Source organism: Candidatus Eisenbacteria bacterium, assembly GCA_035712145.1.
In the GTDB taxonomy this organism is placed as follows: domain Bacteria; phylum Eisenbacteria; class RBG-16-71-46; order RBG-16-71-46; family RBG-16-71-46; genus DASTBI01.
On the sequence record DASTBI010000159.1, the window covers coordinates 70,365 to 91,183 of the forward strand.

The following is a 20,819-nucleotide window of genomic DNA, read 5'->3' on the forward strand; positions in this document are numbered from 1 at the left end:
GGGAGCACCTTCCGTCACCGAGACCTCGCCCCGCGACGCACGGCATGCCACAACATCGGCACGTGCCGCGGCCGGAATGTCCCGATCATGCGAACGATCTTGTCGAGCCGGCCCTGGCGCACGTAATGGCCGAGCTTCTCCAGCTCGTATCCCACGACCTGCGGCGCCGACTCGGAGTGATAGCGCTCGGAAGCTTCCTCGATCCGCGCGCTGATGCGCAGGATCCGCTCGCGGATGCGCTCCGCGGTCGCCGCGTCGGCCGGAGTCGGAAAGCCGTCCGTATCCAGCCACAGAGGCTCGATGTCGAGCCCCGGCTCCTCGGCGAGCGAGGCGCTGAAAACCGCCGCCTCGCGGCGCAGCTCCGACGCCAGCGTGGCGTGGAAGTCGCCGGAGCGGGAGTTGAACGCCGATTCGCCGAGACTGAACAGCGTCAAGCAGCGGCCGTGACGCTGGAATCCCTGGATCACGTGCGGATGATGGCCGAGGATCAGATCCGCGCCTTGCCGCTCGATGGCGCGCGCCAGCTCGATCACCCGCGGCGGCGGATAGTCGACGTACATGGTTCCCCAGTGGGCGCTCACGATCAGCACGTCGGCCTCGGGACGCCAGTGCTTCATGTCCTCGCGGATCAGGTCGATATCGAGCGGCGCGACCCCGGGATGCCCCGCGCGCGCCGCGTCTCCGTGCGTGGCCGCGTACGCCAGCACGACCACGCGCTGCCCGCGCACCTCGAGACGCGCCGGAGCGCGCGCGGCGGCCAGATCCACGCCCGCACCCACCGTGGCCAGCCCCGCCGCGCGGCACGCGTCGAGCGTGCGGAGCATCCCGCGGGTTCCGCAGTCCATGAGGTGGTTGTTGGCGACCGAGACCACTTGAACTCCGGCACGAGACAGTCCTGACGCCACCGCGTCGTCCTGCCAGAACTCGGCGGTGCGCCCAGGCTGCACCCAGTCCGCTTCTCCGAACGGCATCTCGAGGTTCGCGAATCTCAGATCCGCCTTCGCGAGGCCCGGAACCAGCGCGGAGAACGCCGCGTCCACGCCCTCGCGCCGGGCGCGCGCACGCGCGCTTCCCACCAGCCCGACGTCGCCCAGCGCGGCAACGCTCAAGCGCACCCGGCCGCGCGGCTCAAGAAGTCGCACGATGGCCTCCCAGGGTCCGCGTCGGCACGCTGCGCCGCGCGCGCTCGCACGCCTCGCGATACAGCGCCTCGGTTTCGCGCACCATGCGCTCGGCGGTGAAGAGCCGCGCCCAGCGCTCCTGGCCGGCGCGGCCCATGCGCGCGGCCACGGCGGGATCACCCAGCACTTCCACCAGCGCGCCCGCCAGCGCAGCCGCGTCACGCATCGGAACGATGCGGCCGGTGACGCCGTCTTCGGTCGCTTCGGCGCTTCCTCCGGCGGTGGTGGCAATCACCGGGCGCCCGGCCCGCATGGCTTCCAGCGCGGTCACCGGCAGTCCCTCGCGCACCGAGGAGAGAACGAAGACGTCGCAGGCGCTCATCAGAGCCGCCGTGTCCGAGCGGGCGCCCAGCAGCCGCACCCGGCCTTCGAGGTCCTGCCGCCGAATCTGCTCCTCGAGCGCCGGGCGGAGCGCCCCCTCGCCGGCGAGCCACAGCCGGGCGTCCGGCATCCCCCTGCTGGCGCGGGCGAAGGCGTCGATGAGGACGTGCTGCGCCTTGGCCGGCGTCAGGCTGCCGACGCTGAGCGCGATACGTTCCTCCGGTGCGATTCCGAGCTCCTGCCGGACCGCGTCACGCGGGCGGGTGTGCGGTGCAGACGAGATGCCGTTGGCCACGGTGACGAAGCGCCGCGCCGCCCAGGGCATGCGGCGTACGTGACTCTCCAGCACTGCCTGGCACACGCACACCACGCGTCGCGTGACTGCGGTCGACAGGATTTCGAGAAGCGGATACACCGCCGAATGGCGGCCGCGATAGTGAATGCTGTGCTCGGTCCGGAACACCACGGGTCCGCGCCAACCGACGGAGGCGAGCGCCGCGTAGAGACCGCCGACCGGGTTGTGCCCGTTGATCACGTCGATGCGCTCGTCGCGAAGCAGGCGGACCAGACGGTGCACCGTCTCGAGCCGGCGATCGGACTTGTCCAGCACGAACGTCCGCGCTCCCAGCGCGGCGGCCGCTTCCAGCGCCGCGCCGCCGCGATTGATGGCGCACACCAGCGACTCGACGCCGGACCCGGCATGACGCACGTGCTCGACGATCAGCCATTCGGCGCCGCCGTGACCCATCGACTCGATGAGGTGGAGGACTCTCATGCCGCGCCTCCCAGCCGGCGCTCCGTCGTCGGGGCGCCTTCGAGCAGCTCGAACAGCCGCTCGAAGTTGCGGCGAGCATCGAAGTCGCCATGCGCGCGCTGACGAGCCCGCTCACCCATTCGATCCAGCGCGCCGGGGTCCGCGAGCAGCCGTTCCAGCTGATCCGCGAACGCCTGAGGATCGTCGGGTGCGACCAGCCCGCCGGTCTCGCCCGGGACCACGGCTTCATCGAGGCCGCCGGCGTACGTGCCGAGCACCGGGACGCCCATGGCCATGGCCTCCACCGTGACGTTGGGAATGCCGTCTCGCCGTCCGTTCGACAGCACGCGGCTCGGCGCCAGCAGCAGCCAGGCGCGGGCGTAGAGACCGACCAGCTCGCCCTGCGGCAGCTCGCCCGCGAACGTCACCTGCTCGCCCAGGCCGCTTTCTCGAACCAGCGATTCGAGGCGCCCCCGCTCGGGCCCCTCGCCGACCAGCGTCAGTCGCGGCCGCAACCCGCGCGCTGCGAGCAGCGTGAGCGCGCGAATCGCCACGTCGTAGCCCTTGGCCGGAGCCAGGCGGCCCACGGTGATGAGCAAGGGATCGGGATCACGCGTCTTCCTGCCGTCGAATCGCCGCAGGTCCACGCCGTGATAGACGCACTCGACGCGGGCTTCGGGACCACCGAGGTCACGCAGCATCTCGGCATTCCGTCGCACGCACGCCGAAGTGAACCGCGCTGCGCGCAGTTTCTCCTTGAGGAACGCCTGGGTGCGATAGAGATCCGAGCCCGCATGGGCCGACATGCTGAAGCGCCGCCCGGTGAGCCGCGAGACGAGATAGGCGACGCTGCCGGGGAAGTGGGCCCAGGCGGCATGCACGCAGTCGAAGTCACCCTGTTCGACCAGGCGCGCGATCCGCGCGGCGGCCGGCAGGTAGCCCACGTGGCCCATGAGGGCGTATCGGCTGCGGCGCGAGGCCCAGAGCTGAGCGAGCCACTCGGGCAGCAGCACGTGCGGCTTGCGCAGGAGCCACATGAGCAGCGCGATCCACGCCGACGGATGGAGCGGCGAGCCCACCCAGCGGGTGAGCGGCAGGAGCGATTCGTGCTCGGGCTGCCACGAGCGGCCGCGCGGGCTGCGCAGCGCGAACACCTGGACCCTCACGCCGCGCTCGTGGAGGCGCTTCACGTCCGCCTCGACGAAGAACGCCGCGGTCGGGAAGGCGGTCGTCACCACCGCCACCGATCTCACCGTTCCTCCGCGCCGGCCACCGCGGCCGCATAGAAGCGCTCGTGTCGCTCGACCATCGACTCGATGCTCATGTGGTCGCGCACCGCTCGCTGGGCGGCGGCGCCGCGCCGCGCCGCTTCGGCGGGGTCCTGGAGGGCGGCCTCGAGCGCCCTCGCCAGCGCGGCCGAGTCGCGCGGAGGGACGAGCCAACCGGTCTCTCCGTCTTTCATCACTTCCGGAGTTCCGCCGACGGCCGTGGCCACCGATGGACGCCCCGCGGCCATCGCTTCGAGCAGCGCGTTGGGAATGCCTTCCTCCCGGGAGGAGAGCACGAAAACGTCCATTCCGGGCAGGAGCCGCTCGACGTCGGGACGCTCCCCCAGGAAGCGCACACGCTCTCGCAGACCGAGCTCCTCGACCTGACGCTCGAGCGCCGCGCGCTCCTTTCCCTCGCCGATCACGACGGCGCGGAATCGGTGACCTCGCTGGTCGAGCATCGACAAGGCCTCGAGCAGGTTGGGGTAGTCCTTGCGAGCGGCCAGGCAGCCGACGCTGCCCACGACCGGCATGCCGTTCTCGCCGCGCACGGCCGGATCCGGACTCGCTCCGGCGAAGCGCTCGACGTCGACGCCGTTGGGAATCACGGTCACGCGCTCGCGCCGCGCCCCGAGCGCCACCGAGGTTTCACCCACCGCGACGCTCACGGCCACCACGTGCGTCGCCAGCCGGTGAGCGAGACGTTGCGCCGCCACCTGGCGCGGAGTCTCGAACGCGTCGATGTTGCGCTTGGAGATGACCACCACCGGCACGCCGCACAGCCGGCCGGCGAGCGCGGCGAACAGATTGGGGCCGAAGAGATAGCCCTGGATCACGTCGGGCCGGAAGGCCAGCACCCGATGCAACAGCCGCATGAAGCCTCGCCAGCCGCTCGGCGCGTAGATGGTTGCGGGCACTCCCAGGTCGTGGACGGGCCAGCCCAGCGCCTCGACTTCGCCCGCGAATTGGCCTTCGCTGCGGAAAACGGCGATCTCGAGGTCGAAGCGCTCGCGGTCGATCCGCCGCCACAGCTCGAGCAGATGACGCTCCGCGCCTCCGGCGACGAAGTTGCCCACGACGTACAGCACGCGCACTCGGCTCACGCCACGGCCTCCTGCCGCGCGCGGCGCAGTGCGTCGAACGCCCCTTCGAGCTCGGCGCGCGCCAGTCGCCGGGAGAACCGCCCGTCGGGGCCGAGGCACATGCCCTCGTCGAATCCGCGACGCTTGAGCTCGAAGCGCGGCGAGTCCTTGGCGTTGTCACCGGCGACCGTGGTGACCGCATGACGGAGTCCGCAACCGTTCGCGGCCTCGACCGAATCCGCATTGAACGCTCCGCCCGGATAGGCGAGCCCCTCGACCCGCACTCCGAGATGCGCCTCGATCAATCCCACCGAGGCCCCGATCTCGCGCCATTGCTCGGCCTTGTCGAGTCGGTCGAGGAAGGGATGGGTCAGGGTGTGCGCGCCCAGCTCCATGCGGTTCTCGACGAGTGCTCTGGCCTGGTCCCAGGTCGCGAGCTCGCACGGCGCTTCCGACTCCACGAGCAGCGCCGCCCGCAGCGACGCGATGCGCTGGTGCTGCTCGGCGGGACCGACGCGCAGGTGACGCAGCACGCCGGCCAGGGCTCGGCGCCGCCCGGCGGGATCGTGCAGCGACTCCCGCACCGCGTGTCCCTCGCACCGCCAGTCGAGATCTCTCCTCTGAGCGTGCTCGAGCGCATGGGCCACGCGATCCCACCAAGGGGCGCGGCGCGCTTCCATCAGGCCCGCGGTCAGGTAGAAGGTGGCGCTCCCGCCGGCGGCCGTGAGGATCGGCAGCGCCCGCTCGACATTGTCCGCGTAGCCGTCGTCGAAGGTCATCGCCACCCAGTGACCCGGACGCCCGGCCTCCAATCGCTCCAGGCCCTCGGTCACGCTGAGCGGGCCGAGACCCAGCGAGCGCAGCAACGCCACCTGCTGCCGCAGCACCGACTCGCTCACCCCCAGCCGATAGAGCGGACGCTGGCCGTCCAGGTAGACGCGATGGTGGCGAACGATGGTGAGGCGGGGCTCACGGTCTCCGCCGTTGCGGGACGGCCTCACCAGGCTCCAGAGCCAGCGCACGGCGCGACCGTTCATACGCGCTCTCCCTTGGCGCGGTTGACGAAGTCGTTCACCAGCGCGCACGTGATCCAGAACCCGCACATGATGTCGAGCTCGTAGAACCGGTCGCCGAACCAGCAATTGATCGCCACGCACAGCACCGCTCCCTGGAGCCCGATGGCGAGCTGTCGCTCGTACTTGTCCGATGCGTGCGCGACGCCCGACATGCCGAGCGCCCAGCACGCCGCCAGCAGCACGACGTAGGCGAGCAGGCCCGGAATTCCCATCTCGCCCAGCATCCGCAGGAACGTGTTGTGAGTGGACTCGTGGGTATGGCCGAGACCCATCTTCTTTCCGGTATCGATCAGGATGTACGGCAGCACTCCGAAGCCGACGCCGTCCAGCCAATGCTGCTCGGCCAGGTGCATGGTCGCCTTCCACGTGTCGATGCGCGCCTGCGCCGAGCCTTCGAGCTCCACCTCGTCGGACTCCTCGTCCTGCTGCTGCGTGGACAGCACGCGCTCTTTCACGGACTCGGGAACCCACACCGGAGCGGTCAATACGGCGAGCACCAGCAGCGTGGTCAGCAGCCGCGAGCTGCGCACCGAGACATAGGCCAGGCCCAGCATGACCGAGATCAAGGCGCCCCGGGAGATCGTCTGGACGGCGGCGAACGCGCCCATGCAGACGGCGGTGAACGCGACCAGCTGTGCGAACCAGTGGCGCTGCGCCAGCAGGAACGAGGCGGCCAGCACCGTGTTGATGCTGAGGTAGGCGCCGAGCGCGTTGGGCTGGCCCATCGTGCCCTTCGCGCGATTCCCCGCCGTCCATTCTCCGAACCAGAAGGTGGCGATGCTCTCGACGATCAGCGCGACGACGACGGCCCAGAAGATGCGCCTCGAATCCTTCGGATTCCGCACCATGAGCACGGTGATGAAGTACGGAAGGAAGGTGGTCGAGTTGCGGAACAGCAGAATGAACGCCTTGACCGGGTCGTACCCGTCGGGCGGCGCGGCGATCGCGCGCACGAGTGAGACGACCATGATCGCCACCACCCCGAGCATGGCCCAGCCCAGCCACACGCGCCGATAAACCGGCTGCCGCGTGAACACCCGGGAGACGAACCATGCGCCGAAGACGCCGATGAACATGGCGTTGAGGGTGTTGATGCCGGGCAATGGAAGCTGGGGCAGCCACACCAGGAACGGCGCGAAGAGCGGGAAGACCATCAGCCCCATCACCGGTTGCATCGCCACCATCAGCACGACCGGGAGGGCCATCGCGATCTTGATCAGTCGGTGCACGTCCTGGTCGAGGCGATAGTCCAGCGCCACGAAGAAGAGCACGCCGAGGATCGCCACCAGACCGGCGCCCACGACCAGGAGGCCGCTCGTGAGCTCGGATGCCTGGCGCCGCGCGCGTGAACGCAGCTCGCTGGCGACGACGGGCGTGGAGGGTCTCGGCTCGGTCGTCATGGCGACACCTGCCGCGGCGCCGAGAGCAGCGCAGGATCCGAGCGCAGCGCCACCCGTGAGAGGGAGAACGCGCGCTGCGCGGCTTCGTGGGCCCCCACGCGCCGGGCGGCGAGGAGGCGCAGCACGCTGTCGGGAAGCACGCTGGCCACCGCCAGCGCCATGACGGCCAGCGCGCGCTCCGGGAACATCCATGCCTTCGGGATGCGCGACCACGTGCCGCGCCGGTCGCCGGATCGCAGCGCTCCAAAGCCCAGCTTGAAGTGGGCCAGCGCTTCCCGGCGGCGCGCGCGACGACGCAACGACGGCGCAAGCTCAGGGTCTCGAGAGAGACGCCGGAACAGCTCGACGTCTCCCATCAGCCTACGCGTGGTCTGCCGCGTGAGACCGCTTACCTGATGCCGGTAGTGCACCAGCGGACGCGCGCCGATGGTGACCGGGGAGCGCTTCGCCAGACGGATCCAGAGATCGATGTCCTCGGCGTGGCTCATGCTGGCGTCGAAACCGCCGACGGCTTCCAGCAGGTCGCGCCTCACCACCACCGCCGAGGTGAGGACGAAGTTGACCTCGAGCAGCTCGGCGATCGGCCGGCCCACGTAGGGCTCGGGGACCTCCGCGTACGCCGCCAGCCACGAGCGCCACTCGGCGCCGTGGATTGGCTTGAAGGTGCCGTCGCTGAAGAACCATCCGGCGACCGGAAAGGTGTCGAGCGCCGTGGCCGCGGTGGCGAGCTTCTCCGGAAACCACACGTCGTCGGCATCGAGGAACGCGATCCACGGAGACGTCGCGGCGCGCCAGCCGGCGTTTCGCGCCGCGGCCGCGCTGCCGAACTGCCCGCGCAGCACCTTCATCTCCGGGTGGCTGCCGAAGCGCTCGGCGATGGCCTCGGCCGTGCCGTCGCGGCTGCCGTCATCCACCAGCACGATCTCCGCCGGCGGCAGTGTCTGCGACAGCGCCGAGTCGATGGCATCGAGGACCAGCGGCAGGCCGTCGTGGCTGGGAATGACCACGGAAACTTCGAAAGGCCGGGGAGTGCGAGGCATCGTAGCCGTCGCCGCGGGGGCGGTCATGAACCGGCCTCCGCGGCACGGGGCGAGCGGCGAAGACCGAACACCCGCGGGGCGGCGTGTTCCCACCGCGCGCGCTCGGAGCGCGTGAAGCCGAAGCGCCAGGTGAAGGCGGCGAAGATCAGCCATGACACGGTCATGGCCGACAGCAGCGGCCCCCATCCCATGGGATGCCAGATCGACTGAATCGCGATCGCCGGCGCCAGGAACGCGAGGCTCGCGAGTCCGGGCTTGGCGAAGCCCTCCCAGGCGTAACGACCGAACGGCATCTCGAGCGCGCGCACCGCGTAGATGGCGGTGGCGACACCGCCAATGAGGAAGAGCGGCACCGCGGTGCCGAGCGCCACTCCATCCAGCTTCAGGCTCCTCACCCACAGGATCGAAAGGCCCAGGTTGAGCACGGAATTGAGCAGCGCCAGGAGTACGACGCCGCGGTGACGGCTGACCCCAAACAACAGCGATGTGGCGGCGGACTGGGGCAACGCGACCAGCGTGGGGATCGCGAGAATCACGAGCACGCGCGCGGCGTCGGGAAACGACTCTTTCGGCATCCAGGTCGCGATCAGGTTGTCCCCGAACAGCATCAAGGCGAACAACGCCGGCCAGCAGATCAGGACGGACACCTTGGTGGCGTGGACCAACATGGTGTGGAGCTTGGCTTTTTCGCCGAGCGTGTCGAGCTCGCTGGCCGTCGGAGTCAGCACCCAGGTCGCCGAGGTGACGAGCGTGCGCGCGTTGTCGATCAGACCGGCGGCGATGGCGAACGGGGTGACCAGCGCCGTGCCGAGGAATGCGGTGATCACGAGCGCATCGGTCTTGAATGCGAGACTCGCCGCCACCGCGGCGACGAAGGCGTAGCTGCTGTAGGAGCCGATGCGGCGCAGGTGCGCGCGATCGATAAAGCGCCGGCCGAAGCGCGCTTCGGGCATCAGGCGCCGGACGGCAATCATCGACATCAGGTGACCCAGCAGGTTGCTGGCGAGCGCAATCCACGCCAACTCCACCAGGCCCGCTCCCATGTTGAGCGCGATCGCGAAAGCGACCGCGCGAACCACCAGCACCACCAGGCCGAGGGCGTTGGCCACGTCGTAGCGCTGGAGACCGGACAGCGCGGCGCCGAAAACGCCGAACGGGAAACCGATGGCCAGCGAAACTCCGGCCAGCAGGATCGTGGACCGGGCGTCCTCGACCTGGTGCGGCTGCAGATGCACCCACTGCGGGAATCCCTGAGCGACGACGAGCGTCCCCGCCAGCACCACCAGACCGGCCAGGGTGTAGAGCAGCAGCGCACTGGTCATGGTGCGCGACAGCGCATCGTGGTCGTTGGCGGCGCGCTCCTTGGAAACGTAGCGGACCAGCGAGGGGCGCAGCCCCTGGTCGACCAGGCCAAAGTAGCCGGTCAGGGCGAACAGGGTGACCCAGAGCCCGTAGCCATCCTTGCCGAGGACGCCGACCATGAGGGGCGTGAGCAGAAAGCTCACCACGCCAAATCCGAAGAACTTGACGTAGTTGCTGACCGCGTTGCGTGCGACTCGAACGGTGCGCTGCGCGTCGTTGTCGGGAATCGGCGGCCCGCTCTGGGCGCCGGGCGCTCCCGGATCCGCGGCGGTCATGGCCACGCTAGTGGTCGGCTCCGCTCGCCTCGGTGGTGGTGTATCCGTAGTAGTTCGCGCGGTATCCATAGTAGTGAGGGAGGATCTCGCCGGCGTCGTTGATCAGCACGCCCAGCAGATTGTCACGGGACTCACGCTGCACCTTGACCCCGTACCCTGCCGCCTTGCGGACGGTGCTGCCGGCCTTGATCACGTAGAGAACCCCCTCCACCACTCGCCCCAGAATGAGCGGATCGGGAACCGCCAGATTCGGGGCCGAATCGATGATCACCATGGGGTAGCGTCGCGTGGCCTCCTGGATGAACCACTCCACGGCGTGGTCTTCGATCAGCTCGGCTGCGGGACGCTCGCTGCGGCCGGCCGGAAGGAATTCGAGGTTGGGAAGCACCGTGGCGCGAATGAAGCGCTCGTCGAAATGCCTCTGTCCCAGGATTTGCGCCAGGCCCCAGCTGCTGCTCGGCAGTCCGAGCGCGCGGTGCATCGCCGGGCTGCGCAGGTCGAAGTCCACGAGCAACACCTTCTCGCGGAGCTCGCGCGCCAGGGTGATCGCCAGGCACGCGGTGGTCGTGGTCTTCCCCTCCCCGCGCGTGGAGCTCGTCACCAGCAACGATCGGGGCAGCGTGCGAGTTCTCGTCTTGAGCTTCAGATAGGCACGGCGGAACTCGAGGCCCAGCGGACTCTCGACCTTGAGACGGTGGAGCAGTCCGTGATCGCGCGGCGCCGGCATTCCGGCCACGGTCCCTCCTCCGGTGCGGGCGCGGCGACGAGCGCGCTCCAGCTCGGGGACCCGCGGGATCGCTGCGAGAACCGGCAGGCCGATCACGCTCTCGACCTCTTCCGCGTTCTTCACCGACTCGTCGTGGTGCTCGACCAGCAGCACCGTGCCCACGCCGACCACCGACCCCACGATCATGGCCAGCAGGATCAGCACCGGACGGTTGGGCTTGGCCGGCGCCATCGGGCGCGTCGCGGGCTCGAGGACCATGAAGCGGCCGCTGACCTTGGCATTCTCGAATGCCTCCGCGATCTGCGAGACCGTCGACTGCTGGAGGAACGAATTGTAGAGCTGGCGGCTGTTCTCGACGTCTTGCGTGAGGCGCTGGCGCTCGATCTCACGATCCGGCCCCAACACGACGTTGCTCTCGTAAGCACGGATCTGCTGCTGCAGCCACGAGCGCCGTGATTCCACCGCCGCGAGGTCGGCCTGCGAGACCCGATAGGACACCAGGTCCTGCCGCACGTCGTCGGGCAAGGTCGGCAGCGCGCTGCTGGCGTTGGCCGACATCTCCGCCTCGAGGTCTGCGCGCTTGCGGGCGATCGACAAGCGGACACTCGCGCCGGCGTTCGAGTTCATCATCGGCGTCTCGTTGACCTCGGCGTTGGCGACCTGGCGTTCCAGCGAGCGCATCTGCGCCTCGAGCGCGTTGGTCTGCGTGCTGGTCAGCATCTGCGGGTCGCGCTCCTTGATCCGGCCTGTGAGCCGGCTCCGAAGCTGGCCCACGCGGTCGGTGAGATCGTCCAGCTCGATCTGCGCCTGCTCGAGCAGCGTGCGCGCGCGAGCGATGTTGGTCTCGCCCACCGTGGTGCCGATCTGGCTGTTGTTCACCACGCTGCGCTGGAAGGCCTCCAGCCGGCGCTCGCTCTCCTCGAGGCGAGCCTTGGCCTGCGACTGCTGCTCGCTGCTGAACTCCTGAGTCGCCTGGATGGCCTGAAGCTGCCGGTTCTTGGAGAACATCACGAACTGGTCGGCGACTCCGGCGGCGAGCTTCTGCGCGCGATCGGGGTCTCCATCCTCGACCATGATCTGGAAGACGTTGCCCTTGCCCTTCTTGACCATGGTGCCATCGCGCAGCCTATCGATCAGGAACTCGTCGATGACCTGGTCGTCGGTCATCTTGCCCACGCGCTTTCCGAACTTGAGCGCCCACTCGCGGGTGTCGGGATCCGTGCGAATCCCCGTCGCGGTGAGCACGCTTCTCAGGAACACGCTGCTCTTCGCCTGCTCGCGCATGAGATCCGCTTGCGCGTCGGGGCTGACCGTGCCGCCGATATTCCCCAGCTGGCCGGACAGCTGCTGCGGCCGCTCGAGCACCAGGGTGACCTGGCTGACGTAGATGGGCTTGAGCAGGAAGGCGCCGGACAACCCCGCCGCGAAGGCGAGCGCGAAGGGCACCAGGAACAGCAGCTTCCTGCGCCACAGGATTCGGACGATTTCGCGCGCGTCCACCGGCGCATGATGGCCTCCAGGACCGTGCGGAGGTCCTCCATGCGGAGGTCCACCGTGGGGAGGCCCGCCGTGGCCATGAGGAGGACCGCCGTGGAGCGGCACGCCCTGGAAGTGAGGGCTCAGCGGGTGGTCGGAGTCGCGCGTGTCGTGGCTCATGGGTTGTTGTTCTCGTCGAGCAGCTGCTCGAGAACGATGAGGTTGAGGACATCGGTGGTAATGGACAAGATCGTTTCGAGGCCGCCGAAGGCCATCGCGACCTTCGAGGTGCGGGTCGGCATGACGTAGACGACGTCTCCGGGCTTCACCAGCTGCGGCCGATAGGTTCCCTGGTCCAGGGAACGCTTCAGGTTGAGCGTGGTCACCGCGTGCGTCTGCCCTTCGCGAGTGATGATCCGCACCTGTGCCAGATTGCCGCGCGGCGTGAGACCGCCGGCGACCGCCAGCGCGGTCCACAGATCCGATCCGGCGCCCATGGGATACACGCCCGGCCGAGTCACTTCGCCGAGAACCGCGACGCCATCCGAGGACATGCCGGCTGCCGCGCCCACGCCCACGCCGCCCGCGACGGTGATGATGTCGCCCGGTTGGAGCGGTGGCAACGAGGAGGGACTGCCGTCGCGCTGCGCGGCGGCCACGTTCGCGTAGAGGGTGCGGCGGCCGCCATTCGGCTCCTTGCGCACGATCTCGACTCTCGACAACTCGGCGCTCGGCAACGCTCCTCCGGCGGCCCCGATCATCTCGATCAATCCGGGCATGCGCTCGAATCCGTAGCGCCCGGGCTTGGCGACCGCTCCCTGGACGTAGACGCTCTGGCTCAGGAACTGAGTGACCGTCACGGTCACCGACGTGGTCTGGCGGAGATAGGTGGCCAGACGCTCGGCGATCTTGTCGCCCAGCGCCTTGGGGGTCAGACCCGCGGCCTTCATGTTCCCGATCGGGGGGAACGTGATGTTCCCTTGCGCGTCGATGGCCACCGATCGCTCGAGCTCGGGATGGAGATAGATCGAGATCGCGAGGACGTCCTCCGGCCCCAGGACGTACTCCTGTGCTGACGCGAGCCGCGGCCCCGCCAACAAAACGAGACCGACCCACAGCCACCGCAAGGCACGGCTCATTGCGTCACTCCTTTGACGGTCGACGGCGCGCCGCCGGCCTGCCCATTCGTGTCTGCGAGAGTCGGGCGATCGACTCGCGACCGTCGAAGCACGACGCCGAACGAGCGTCCCATGGTGCGTACGTCCAGCAGCCAGGAACGGTTGTCGACGTAGTAGAGATCGTAGTGCACCCGTCGCACCACGCCGTCCGCGTCGTCGTCCCGGCACTCGGAAACCTGGGCCAACCCGGTCACGCCGGGCAGTATGCTGAACCTCCGAGCATAGTCGGGCACAACGCCCTTCCACCGCAAGATCAGCTCGGCCTTTTCAGGTCCTGGACCGACGAGCGTCATGTCGTGTCGCAACACGTTGAGCAGGAACGGGGCGCTGTCCAGACCATGCCTTCCGAGCCAGCGGCTCATCGGACCCAGGTCGGTGCGGAAGCGAACGCACTCGAACGGCTGGCCCAGGAGGTCCAGCGTGCGGCGCTCGGACACCCGGCGATCGATGGTGGCCTCGGCGCGCGCCCTGCGTCGCTGCGACGTGCGGCGCGTGCGGCCGATTCGGGTCTCGCGCACCATCATGTCGCTCTCGCGGCTCAAGCGAGCCTCGATCCACACCGCGAGCCAGAGCGGCGCCGAGAGCACCATCAGCAACCCCGCCGTCACCGTGTCGACTGCCTGGCGCACGATCTCGCGCCAGTCGGTGCGGGGCTCGATGCGCACTTCCTGCACCGCCGGCAGCTCGACTGGAGGACGCTCGGGCTCGTGCTCGTAAGGAACCAGCGTCGGTTCCATGTACTCGGGGACCAGCCGTTGCAGCACCCGCTTGATCTCTTCGGGCTGGCCGGTGCGCGCCACGCGCTCCAGACCGGCGATCTCCATCAGAAGCTGCTCTTCGCGCCGGGCGTCGAGGTCCCACACCAGAATGCGCTGATGACGGGTGATCCGGGTCAGCTCGCTTGCCGAGTGCAGCTCTTCGTAGAGCTTCTCTCCCGGCCGGAGGCCGGTGAACACGATCTCGACATCCTCCCCTTCGCGCATGCCCGCGAGGCGGATCAGCTGGCGCGCGAGGTCGAGGATGCGGACCGGCTCGCCCATGTCGAGCAGATACACTTCGCCGCCGCGCCCCATGGCGCCCGCCTGGAGCACGAGACGCACGGCTTCCGGAATCGTCATGAAGTAGCGCCGCGCGTCGGGATGCGTGACCGTGAGGGGTCCACCGCGCTCGAGCTGGCGGCGGAAGAGCGGGATCACCGATCCATCGCTGCCAAGCACGTTGCCGAAGCGGACCGCCACGAAGCGCGTGGTGCTGCTCTGCGACCGGCTCTGGCCGATCATTTCGCACACTCGCTTCGACGCGCCCATGACGCTGGTGGGATTCACGGCCTTGTCGGTCGAGATCAGCACGAACTTCTCCACCCCGTGCCGGTCGGCGGCATCCACCAGCACGCGCGTGCCGACGATGTTGTTGAACACCGCCTCACGCGGATTGATCTCGAGCAGTGGAACGTGCTTGTGCGCCGCGGCGTGGAACACGACCTGAGGCCGGAAGCGCTTGAATGCCGCCTCGATGCCGTCAGGGTCCTGGATGTTGCCCACCACCGGATGGAGCGGCAGATTGGGATGCTGCGTGACCAGCTCGTTGTGAACGTAGTAGAGCCCGTTCTCGGCGTGGTCGAGCAGCACCAGCTCACTGGGCCCGAATCCCGCAACCTGGCGTGCCAGCTCGGAGCCAATCGAGCCGCCGGACCCGGTGACGAGAACTCGCTTGGCGCGGATGAAGTCCGCGACTTCCTGCAGATCGAGATGAACCGGCACGCGCCCCAGCAGGTCCTCGATCCGGACATCGCGAATCTGGGCGAGCGTCGGTCGTCCGGGATTCATGTCCGAGAGCCCCGGCAGGGTCTTGATGCGAATCTGCGCCTCGCCGCAGAAGCGCGCGATCTCGCGGACCACCTTGGCCGGCATGGTGGGATCCGACACGATCACCAGCTCTGCGCGCTGCTCGACGATGACGCGCGGCAGGTCCGCTATCGTGCCCTGGACCTTGACCCCTTCGATCTGGTGACCGGCAAGGCCCGGGTCGTCGTCGATGAAGCCCACCGGCGCCAGCACCTCGGCGCCCGCCGGACGACGGCGCATCTCGTGGATCAGGTGGATGGCGGCGGTGTCTGCGCCGACGACGAGAGCCCGTGTGGCGCGATTGGGCAGCGGACCGAGCACCCGGTCTCTCACCAGGCGCCAGGCGAAGCGAACGCCGCCGACCAGCAGGAGCTGGCCCGCCCACGCCATGACGATCACGCTGCGCGGGTAGAGGGCGTCCGAAGTGAACATCGTGATCGCCACCAGCGCGAGTGTCGAGAGCGTGACGCCCTTGAGGATCTGGAACAGCGTGATCACGCTGGCGTAACGCCACAGCCCCTGGTAGAGCCCCGAGAGGTGGTACGCCAGAAGTGACGCCGCCGTGTAAACCGGCGCAATGGAGAGGTAGCCGCGCCAGTAGCGAGCCGGCACGTCGCCTTCGAACCGCAACAGGAGAGCCGCGATGTACGCGGCATGAATGAATGCCGTGTACACCACCGTCAGCAGCAGGAGTCGCGGGGTTCTCTTGACGTTCATTCCTTGGCCTGGTGCGCGAAATTGCCGGCCGAAGAGACGTACCTGTCTCCTCGGGTGGTCATGACCAACGCCGGCAAGGGGGCCCTGCGCTTCGCGCCAGGGAGGCGTCTCGTACCAACCGATGTCTTCTTGTTCGAGGAGCGACCCCCCACACTCAGCCGCAGATCACGATCCGGGCTGAGGGTCGGTTGATGGTCGCTCATTTTGTCCCGCACCGTGAGGTCCGGGGGCGCTTCGTCGTGAAATATTCTATTGAGCGCCGCAAAGCCGTGTCAAGCAACAGCGGCTTAAGGTGTTAGCTCGGCGGCTTCGATTGCGTTCTGCAATGGCGCACGATGGCTGCTTCCAGAGTCGGCCCAGGGCCTGGCATCCAGGACCATCGGGCTCGTCGAGGGGGAGGCGTCGGCGGTCGCGTCCCGAGGATCGTTGCTGCGGCAAGCGGCTGACCCGTGCGAGTATGCCGCCTCTGGAAAATCACCGGCGGAGCCGAGAAGGGGTCCCCCCCGCTTCGAACGCTCTGTGCTTCCTTGCGACTACCCCCTGCCACAAGGAGCCCGAATGAAACGCGTTTCCCTCGTCCTCGTCGCCTTGGCGCTACTCCTCGCCGCTAGCCTCCGGGTCGCCGACGCCAACAAGACCCACGAGGCCACTCTGACAGGCGCGGCGGAGGTGGGTGGCGGAGATCCCGATGGGTCCGGTCGTGCACTCATCGGCCTCAGCCCCAGCAGCAGGCAGATCTGCTTCACGATCGATGTCTCTAACATCGCCCCGGCGACGGCCGCTCATATCCACCGTGGAGCCGCAGGAGCCGACGGCCCGGTGGTCGTGGCTCTCACGGCCCCGACGAATGGCTCCTCGATCGGCTGCGTGGAGGTGGATGCGGCTCTGCTCAAGGAGATCATGAGGAACCCCGGGGACTTCTACGTGAACGTCCTCAACGCCGACTATCCCGACGGAGCCATCCGGGGGCAGCTGACTCGCTGATTTCGTTGGCCATCGAGACGGGCGCCTCGCGAGTGCGAGGCGCCCATCGATTTGTGCAGGTCACGAGGTGCTACCGGTTGCTAGCCTTTGTTGTGGCCGCGACCGTGGCCCTTGCCGTTCCCCTTTCCCTTGCCGTTTCCACGGCCACGGTCATTGTCGTCATCACCATCGCGATCGCGTGACGCGCGGCCGCGAACTTCCCCGCCACCATGGGATCGGCCCTCACGCCGGTCACTGAATCTCCGGTCGCGATCGCCGCTCCGCTCCTCGGAGCGCCATGTGTCGCCACGAATGCCCGAACGGGCCTGCGAGCGGCTTCTCCACGGGTCGCCGTACTGACGGATGGAACCCTCGCGCCGGCTGCCGTCACGAACACCGGTGCGCACGTCGGAACGGCTCCTCCACCGATCGCTCACGCCAGAGCGGATGGCTTCCCGACTGACGTAACGCCGTCCATCGTCCCGCCGCTCGACGGAGCCGGCATAGCGCCGATCGCTGTCGCGATACCTGCGTTCACCATAGCTTCGATCGCTGTGCCGCCAGTCACGGAAACGGCGGTCGCCGTCGTCCCATCGCGCGTACGACCTCGAGCCCCAGCGCGGCGCCTGCCGCCAGTGGTAGCCGTAGTCGCTGACGTAGAAGATGGAGCTGGGCACGTACTCGATCCGGATCGCGACGAACGGACCATGGTAGCTGGGGCCGCGATACCAATAGCCGTCGTCGTACAGGTAGTAGTACGAGCCATAACGGAACATGTCGTAATCCGAGTAGCCGGCATCGCAGTAGTACACCTCGTGCGCGGGGACCAGCACGAAGCGAGGCTCATGCACGAAAGCCACCCTCGGAGGCGGCGGCGCATTGCTGATGAAGATGCTGAAGCTCACCGCGCTATGCGCGAACTTCGGCATGGCGGAGGTGAGACCGATCAGCCCGACGATTGCGAAGAGTCTCTTCACGATCCTCGTTCCTTTCCAGGGACATGAGGTCCCCCGCGAAAGGGTGAACAGGGAGCGATTCTCTGCCTGGTTGGACCTGCAAGAGTAAGGCGAAGTTCCCCAAGTGCGCTTATTTCTTGCGGTTTCCTGGCACATTAGGCAGAAGTGTGGCGAGCCTTCGACGGCGTGCCACAGATCCCTTTCAGCCTTGCTGAGGGCTGCGAGCCTGGGGCCGATCCGAAGGCTCAGGTGACCGCGGACACCCGAGTGGCAGGGCCTTGCGGTCGTGCCATTCGCTCCGGGCCCGAGCCGCAAACAAGGGGCGGATCGAGCATCAGGGTGCTACCCTCTTGGCCATGCGCCGCCCGATTCGCTGGAACGGGGCCATCCTCCTGATGATCGGCCTCGCGTCGTGCTCGCCGACGAGCAATCCCGTCACACCTGCCGCCATCGCGCCTCAGGAGACGGGCGATGGCTTCCTGACCATCCGCACCGAGAAGACCGTCTTTCCCCGGCCTGATGGCGCCTCGACCTGGGCCTTTTTCGCGGCCACGATCGTCAACGACTCGGATCGGCTCTTCTATGCCCGCCTGGGGGATGGCTTCAACGCCGCCTCCGAGCAGGCGACGCTCTACGCGGCCGAAGGCTCCCACGGCTTCGTCGAGCAATGGAATCGAGCCGAGTGGCAGGATGTGACCAGACCGGTGGCCTACGAAGGGTCAGCCGTCGTCGAGCTACGGCCTCGGTCGACCTACACGCTCCATGGCTTCTTCCCGCCGCCCTCCACGGGCGGCATCCCGGATCTGCGGGCGAAGGTCAGCCTTCGATTTCGCGTCCAGTACTTCGACGATGCGGAGACCCGACCCGAGCAGATGCATCAGGACTTCTCGAACACCTTCGTCCTGACGCGCTGAGCGCTTTTCCTCGTTGCGTTCACTCGCGCCGCAGCTCCGGCGAATCCCGTCGGCGCGTTCAGGCCGATGGTCCTTCCAGTTTTCCTAGGTCTCCCGCCGGGTCCCCAGTCTCTGCAGAGTCCTCGCGTCCGGTTCACCTTGGTAATACTTCCCGAGCAAGCGATGAAACATCGAACCGCTCGGTTGCAGGGACGCGAACAACGTCGCGCACGATCTGAGCTTCAGGTCGTCTGGCGAACCGAAGATCTGCTTCGCTGTCCGGCCCTCGATGCAAAGGACGGCTTCCATGCACTCCATCAACCTCGGTCCCAGCACCGGATGATCGAGATACGCCCTCGCCTCCTGGAGACTCTTGATCGCGTATCGCTTGGAGGTCGAGCTGTGGGCCAGTCCGTCAAGCTGCGGAAACACGTACCACATCCAGTGGGTGCGCTTCTGACCATGCCTGATCTCTGCGAGGGCCTGCTCGTAGCATTCGTCCTGCGCAGCAATGAAACGGCCAAGATCGTATTCGTCTTCCATCCGGGCTCCTCCTCGCATGATCCGCGCGATGGCCGGAGGGCCCTACTTTCTTAGCGGGGCTGATCGAGCTGGACGCTGAAGTTGCCGCACGCGAAAGTGGGTCACCAGCCCGTCGGGGTTCATGAGGACTCCGGCTCGTGCAAGAGCATCCATGACGTTCCGAATCGATCGCGCAGCATGGCAAAGCGATTCGCGAAGGGTGTCTTCTCCATCTTCATGAAGACCTGCCCCCCGTCGACGAGCAGCGCGTAGACTCGCTCCGCCTCCGCCTCCGTATCCAGCGTGAGCGTCAGATAGGCGCTTCGCATCGGCTCGCTTTGCGGAATGTCGGCCCCCATGACCACCGTGCCGCCGATCTCGATCCGAGCGTGCAGGACCTTCTCCTTCCAATCGGACGGGATGTTGGGATTGGGTTGATCTCCGTGGCGAACCAATCCGGTGATCCGGCCGCGGAGCTCCTTCTCGTAGAAGCGGAACGCCTCTTCGCAATTGCCGCGACAGTTCAGATAGACATCCAGGCGCATGGCCCCGAGTGTAGCACTCATGTTCAGCCTGTCCTGCTCCGCACCCGGTCACACCTGTGCGGTCTTCCACCGCCCGCGCGTGAACAGCCACAAGGTGAAAAGCCCGACCGATGTCTCCGAGACGAACACGCCCCAGAACACGCCCGAGTGCTGCCAGCCCAGGTGCACCGCGAGCCACCATGACAATGGAATCTGGATGAGCCAGAAGAAACCGACGTTGATCCAGGTCGGGGTGGCCGTGTCGCCTGCGCCGTTGAACGCCTGAACCGACACCATCCACCAGCCGTAGACGAACAACGAATACGACAGGATCCTGATCCACTCGGCGCCGATCGCGATCACCTCCGGATCCGCCGTGAAGACGCGCATCAGCTCGCGCGGCAGCGCGAAGTAGACGACGGCGAGCGCGACCAGGTACACCATGTTGTACGCACCCACGCGCCATACCGAAGCCTCGGCGCGATCCGGCCGCTGCGCGCCGAGATTCTGGCCCACGAGGGTGGCAGCCGCGTTCGACATGCCCCAGGCGGGCATCATCGTGAACATCATGATGCGGATCGCGATGGTGGCGCCGGCCACCGCCTCGCTGCCGAGGGCGGCGAGGATCCGCATCAGGAAGATCCAGGACGTCATCGCCACGATCATCTGGCCGATGCCGCCGAACGAGGTCCGCACGATGCTCCACAGGATCCTGCCGTGCCAAAGGACGTGCGAACGCAGCACGCGCAGGTGCTGTCCACCCCGGAACAGGATCCACAGCTGCATCAGCACTCCGACGCCGCGCCCGGTGGTCGTCGCGATCGCGGCGCCCACGACGCCGAAGGCCGGAACCGGGCCGAAGCCGAAGATCAGGATCGGGTCGAGCACGATGTTGAGCGCGTTCGCGACCCAAAGCACCCGCATGGCCGCGGCCGCATCGCCCGCGCCGCGGAAGATCGCGTTGATCGTGAACAGGAGCATGATCACGGCGTTGCCGCCGAGCGCCACTTGCATGTACGGGTAGCCATGCTCGAGCGTCCAGGCGTCGGCGCCCATCAGCCGCAGCAGGTCCCGCGCGAACACGATGCCGGCGATGGCGAACGGCAAGGACGCGAGCAGGGCGATCCAGATCGCCTGAATCGCCGTCACCGCGGCCTCGTCGCGCTTGCCCTCGCCGACGCGTCGCGCGACCACGGCGGTCACCGCCATCGCGAGCCCCATGCCGATCGCGTAGAGCAGGAACAGCATCGTCTCGGTCAG

General features: G+C 67.8%; 17 protein-coding genes. 2 read left to right on the top strand and 15 right to left on the bottom strand.

Annotation, left to right across the window (positions count from 1 at the left end; all coding sequences use genetic code 11):
* Nucleotides 1–14: 14 nt before the first annotated feature.
* Genes VFQ05_10685 through VFQ05_10735 form a run of 11 tightly spaced genes read right to left on the bottom strand, consistent with a single transcriptional unit; the run spans nt 15 to nt 15,701 of the window.
* Nucleotides 15–1,142, bottom strand: coding sequence for a CapA family protein (locus tag VFQ05_10685; GenBank protein HET9327231.1), 1,128 nt, complete (start codon nt 1,140–1,142; stop codon nt 15–17).
* Nucleotides 1,129–2,277, bottom strand: coding sequence for a glycosyltransferase (locus VFQ05_10690; protein HET9327232.1), 1,149 nt, complete (start codon nt 2,275–2,277; stop codon nt 1,129–1,131). The genes VFQ05_10685 and VFQ05_10690 overlap by 14 nt, the downstream gene beginning before the upstream one ends.
* On the bottom strand, nt 2,274–3,509 hold the full coding sequence (locus VFQ05_10695; protein ID HET9327233.1) for a glycosyltransferase family 4 protein: 1,236 nt from the start codon (nt 3,507–3,509) through the stop codon (nt 2,274–2,276). The genes VFQ05_10690 and VFQ05_10695 overlap by 4 nt, the downstream gene beginning before the upstream one ends.
* Complete coding sequence (locus tag VFQ05_10700; protein HET9327234.1) at nt 3,506–4,627, bottom strand: glycosyltransferase; 1,122 nt, start codon at nt 4,625–4,627, stop codon at nt 3,506–3,508. The genes VFQ05_10695 and VFQ05_10700 overlap by 4 nt, the downstream gene beginning before the upstream one ends.
* Complete coding sequence (locus tag VFQ05_10705) at nt 4,624–5,643, bottom strand: polysaccharide deacetylase family protein (GenBank protein HET9327235.1); 1,020 nt, start codon at nt 5,641–5,643, stop codon at nt 4,624–4,626. The genes VFQ05_10700 and VFQ05_10705 overlap by 4 nt, the downstream gene beginning before the upstream one ends.
* Nucleotides 5,640–7,082: an O-antigen ligase family protein gene (locus VFQ05_10710; GenBank protein HET9327236.1), complete on the bottom strand. Its 1,443-nt coding sequence runs from the start codon at nt 7,080–7,082 to the stop codon at nt 5,640–5,642. Before VFQ05_10710 ends, VFQ05_10705 begins: the two co-directional genes overlap by 4 nt.
* Complete coding sequence (locus VFQ05_10715; protein ID HET9327237.1) at nt 7,079–8,122, bottom strand: glycosyltransferase family A protein; 1,044 nt, start codon at nt 8,120–8,122, stop codon at nt 7,079–7,081. Before VFQ05_10715 ends, VFQ05_10710 begins: the two co-directional genes overlap by 4 nt.
* Nucleotides 8,123–8,145: 23 nt before the next feature.
* Nucleotides 8,146–9,759, bottom strand: coding sequence for an oligosaccharide flippase family protein (locus VFQ05_10720; GenBank protein ID HET9327238.1), 1,614 nt, complete (start codon nt 9,757–9,759; stop codon nt 8,146–8,148).
* Nucleotides 9,760–9,766: 7 nt separating this feature from the next.
* Nucleotides 9,767–12,142 carry a GNVR domain-containing protein gene (locus VFQ05_10725; GenBank protein HET9327239.1) on the bottom strand — a complete coding sequence of 792 codons (2,376 nt, stop codon included), beginning with the start codon at nt 12,140–12,142 and terminating at the stop codon, nt 9,767–9,769.
* Nucleotides 12,139–13,101 (bottom strand): polysaccharide biosynthesis/export family protein, encoded by a 963-nt coding sequence (locus VFQ05_10730; GenBank protein HET9327240.1) that lies wholly within the window; start codon nt 13,099–13,101, stop codon nt 12,139–12,141. Before VFQ05_10730 ends, VFQ05_10725 begins: the two co-directional genes overlap by 4 nt.
* The gene (locus VFQ05_10735; protein HET9327241.1) at nt 13,098–15,701 is read right to left on the bottom strand and encodes a polysaccharide biosynthesis protein; all 2,604 of its coding nucleotides are present in this window, start codon (nt 15,699–15,701) and stop codon (nt 13,098–13,100) included. Before VFQ05_10735 ends, VFQ05_10730 begins: the two co-directional genes overlap by 4 nt.
* A gap of 558 nt (nt 15,702–16,259) precedes the next feature.
* Between VFQ05_10735 and VFQ05_10740 the strand changes: the two genes are divergently transcribed.
* A complete protein-coding gene (locus tag VFQ05_10740; protein ID HET9327242.1) occupies nt 16,260–16,685 on the top strand; it encodes a CHRD domain-containing protein in 426 nt (141 codons plus the stop codon).
* Nucleotides 16,686–16,765: 80 nt separating this feature from the next.
* On the opposite strand, the gene VFQ05_10745 is transcribed toward VFQ05_10740, so the two are convergent.
* The gene (locus VFQ05_10745) at nt 16,766–17,641 is read right to left on the bottom strand and encodes a hypothetical protein (GenBank protein HET9327243.1); all 876 of its coding nucleotides are present in this window, start codon (nt 17,639–17,641) and stop codon (nt 16,766–16,768) included.
* Nucleotides 17,642–17,976: 335 nt separating this feature from the next.
* Between VFQ05_10745 and VFQ05_10750 the strand changes: the two genes are divergently transcribed.
* The gene (locus VFQ05_10750; protein HET9327244.1) at nt 17,977–18,534 is read left to right on the top strand and encodes a hypothetical protein; all 558 of its coding nucleotides are present in this window, start codon (nt 17,977–17,979) and stop codon (nt 18,532–18,534) included.
* Between the two features lie 84 nt (nt 18,535–18,618).
* Here VFQ05_10750 and VFQ05_10755 read toward each other — a convergent pair whose 3' ends face one another.
* The 3 genes from VFQ05_10755 to VFQ05_10765 form a co-directional block, all read right to left on the bottom strand.
* Nucleotides 18,619–19,056: a DUF1810 domain-containing protein gene (locus VFQ05_10755; GenBank protein ID HET9327245.1), complete on the bottom strand. Its 438-nt coding sequence runs from the start codon at nt 19,054–19,056 to the stop codon at nt 18,619–18,621.
* Between the two features lie 119 nt (nt 19,057–19,175).
* Nucleotides 19,176–19,601 carry a VOC family protein gene (locus VFQ05_10760; GenBank protein ID HET9327246.1) on the bottom strand — a complete coding sequence of 142 codons (426 nt, stop codon included), beginning with the start codon at nt 19,599–19,601 and terminating at the stop codon, nt 19,176–19,178.
* A gap of 27 nt (nt 19,602–19,628) precedes the next feature.
* Nucleotides 19,629–20,819, bottom strand: a 1,191-nt coding sequence (locus VFQ05_10765) for an MATE family efflux transporter (GenBank protein HET9327247.1), incomplete at its 5' end; no start/stop codon positions are given.

Coding starts and splice junctions, on each gene's coding strand:
- VFQ05_10690 (HET9327232.1), bottom strand. CDS start 2,277: ATGAGAGTCCTCCACCTCATCGAGTCGATGGGTCACGGCGGCGCCGAA.
- VFQ05_10705 (HET9327235.1), bottom strand. CDS start 5,643: ATGAACGGTCGCGCCGTGCGCTGGCTCTGGAGCCTGGTGAGGCCGTCC.
- VFQ05_10710 (HET9327236.1), bottom strand. CDS start 7,082: ATGACGACCGAGCCGAGACCCTCCACGCCCGTCGTCGCCAGCGAGCTG.
- VFQ05_10715 (HET9327237.1), bottom strand. CDS start 8,122: ATGCCTCGCACTCCCCGGCCTTTCGAAGTTTCCGTGGTCATTCCCAGC.
- VFQ05_10720 (HET9327238.1), bottom strand. CDS start 9,759: ATGACCGCCGCGGATCCGGGAGCGCCCGGCGCCCAGAGCGGGCCGCCG.
- VFQ05_10725 (HET9327239.1), bottom strand. CDS start 12,142: ATGAGCCACGACACGCGCGACTCCGACCACCCGCTGAGCCCTCACTTC.
- VFQ05_10730 (HET9327240.1), bottom strand. CDS start 13,101: ATGAGCCGTGCCTTGCGGTGGCTGTGGGTCGGTCTCGTTTTGTTGGCG.
- VFQ05_10735 (HET9327241.1), bottom strand. CDS start 15,701: ATGAACGTCAAGAGAACCCCGCGACTCCTGCTGCTGACGGTGGTGTAC.
- VFQ05_10740 (HET9327242.1), top strand. CDS start 16,260: ATGAAACGCGTTTCCCTCGTCCTCGTCGCCTTGGCGCTACTCCTCGCC.
- VFQ05_10750 (HET9327244.1), top strand. CDS start 17,977: ATGCGCCGCCCGATTCGCTGGAACGGGGCCATCCTCCTGATGATCGGC.
- VFQ05_10755 (HET9327245.1), bottom strand. CDS start 19,056: ATGGAAGACGAATACGATCTTGGCCGTTTCATTGCTGCGCAGGACGAA.
- VFQ05_10760 (HET9327246.1), bottom strand. CDS start 19,601: ATGAGTGCTACACTCGGGGCCATGCGCCTGGATGTCTATCTGAACTGT.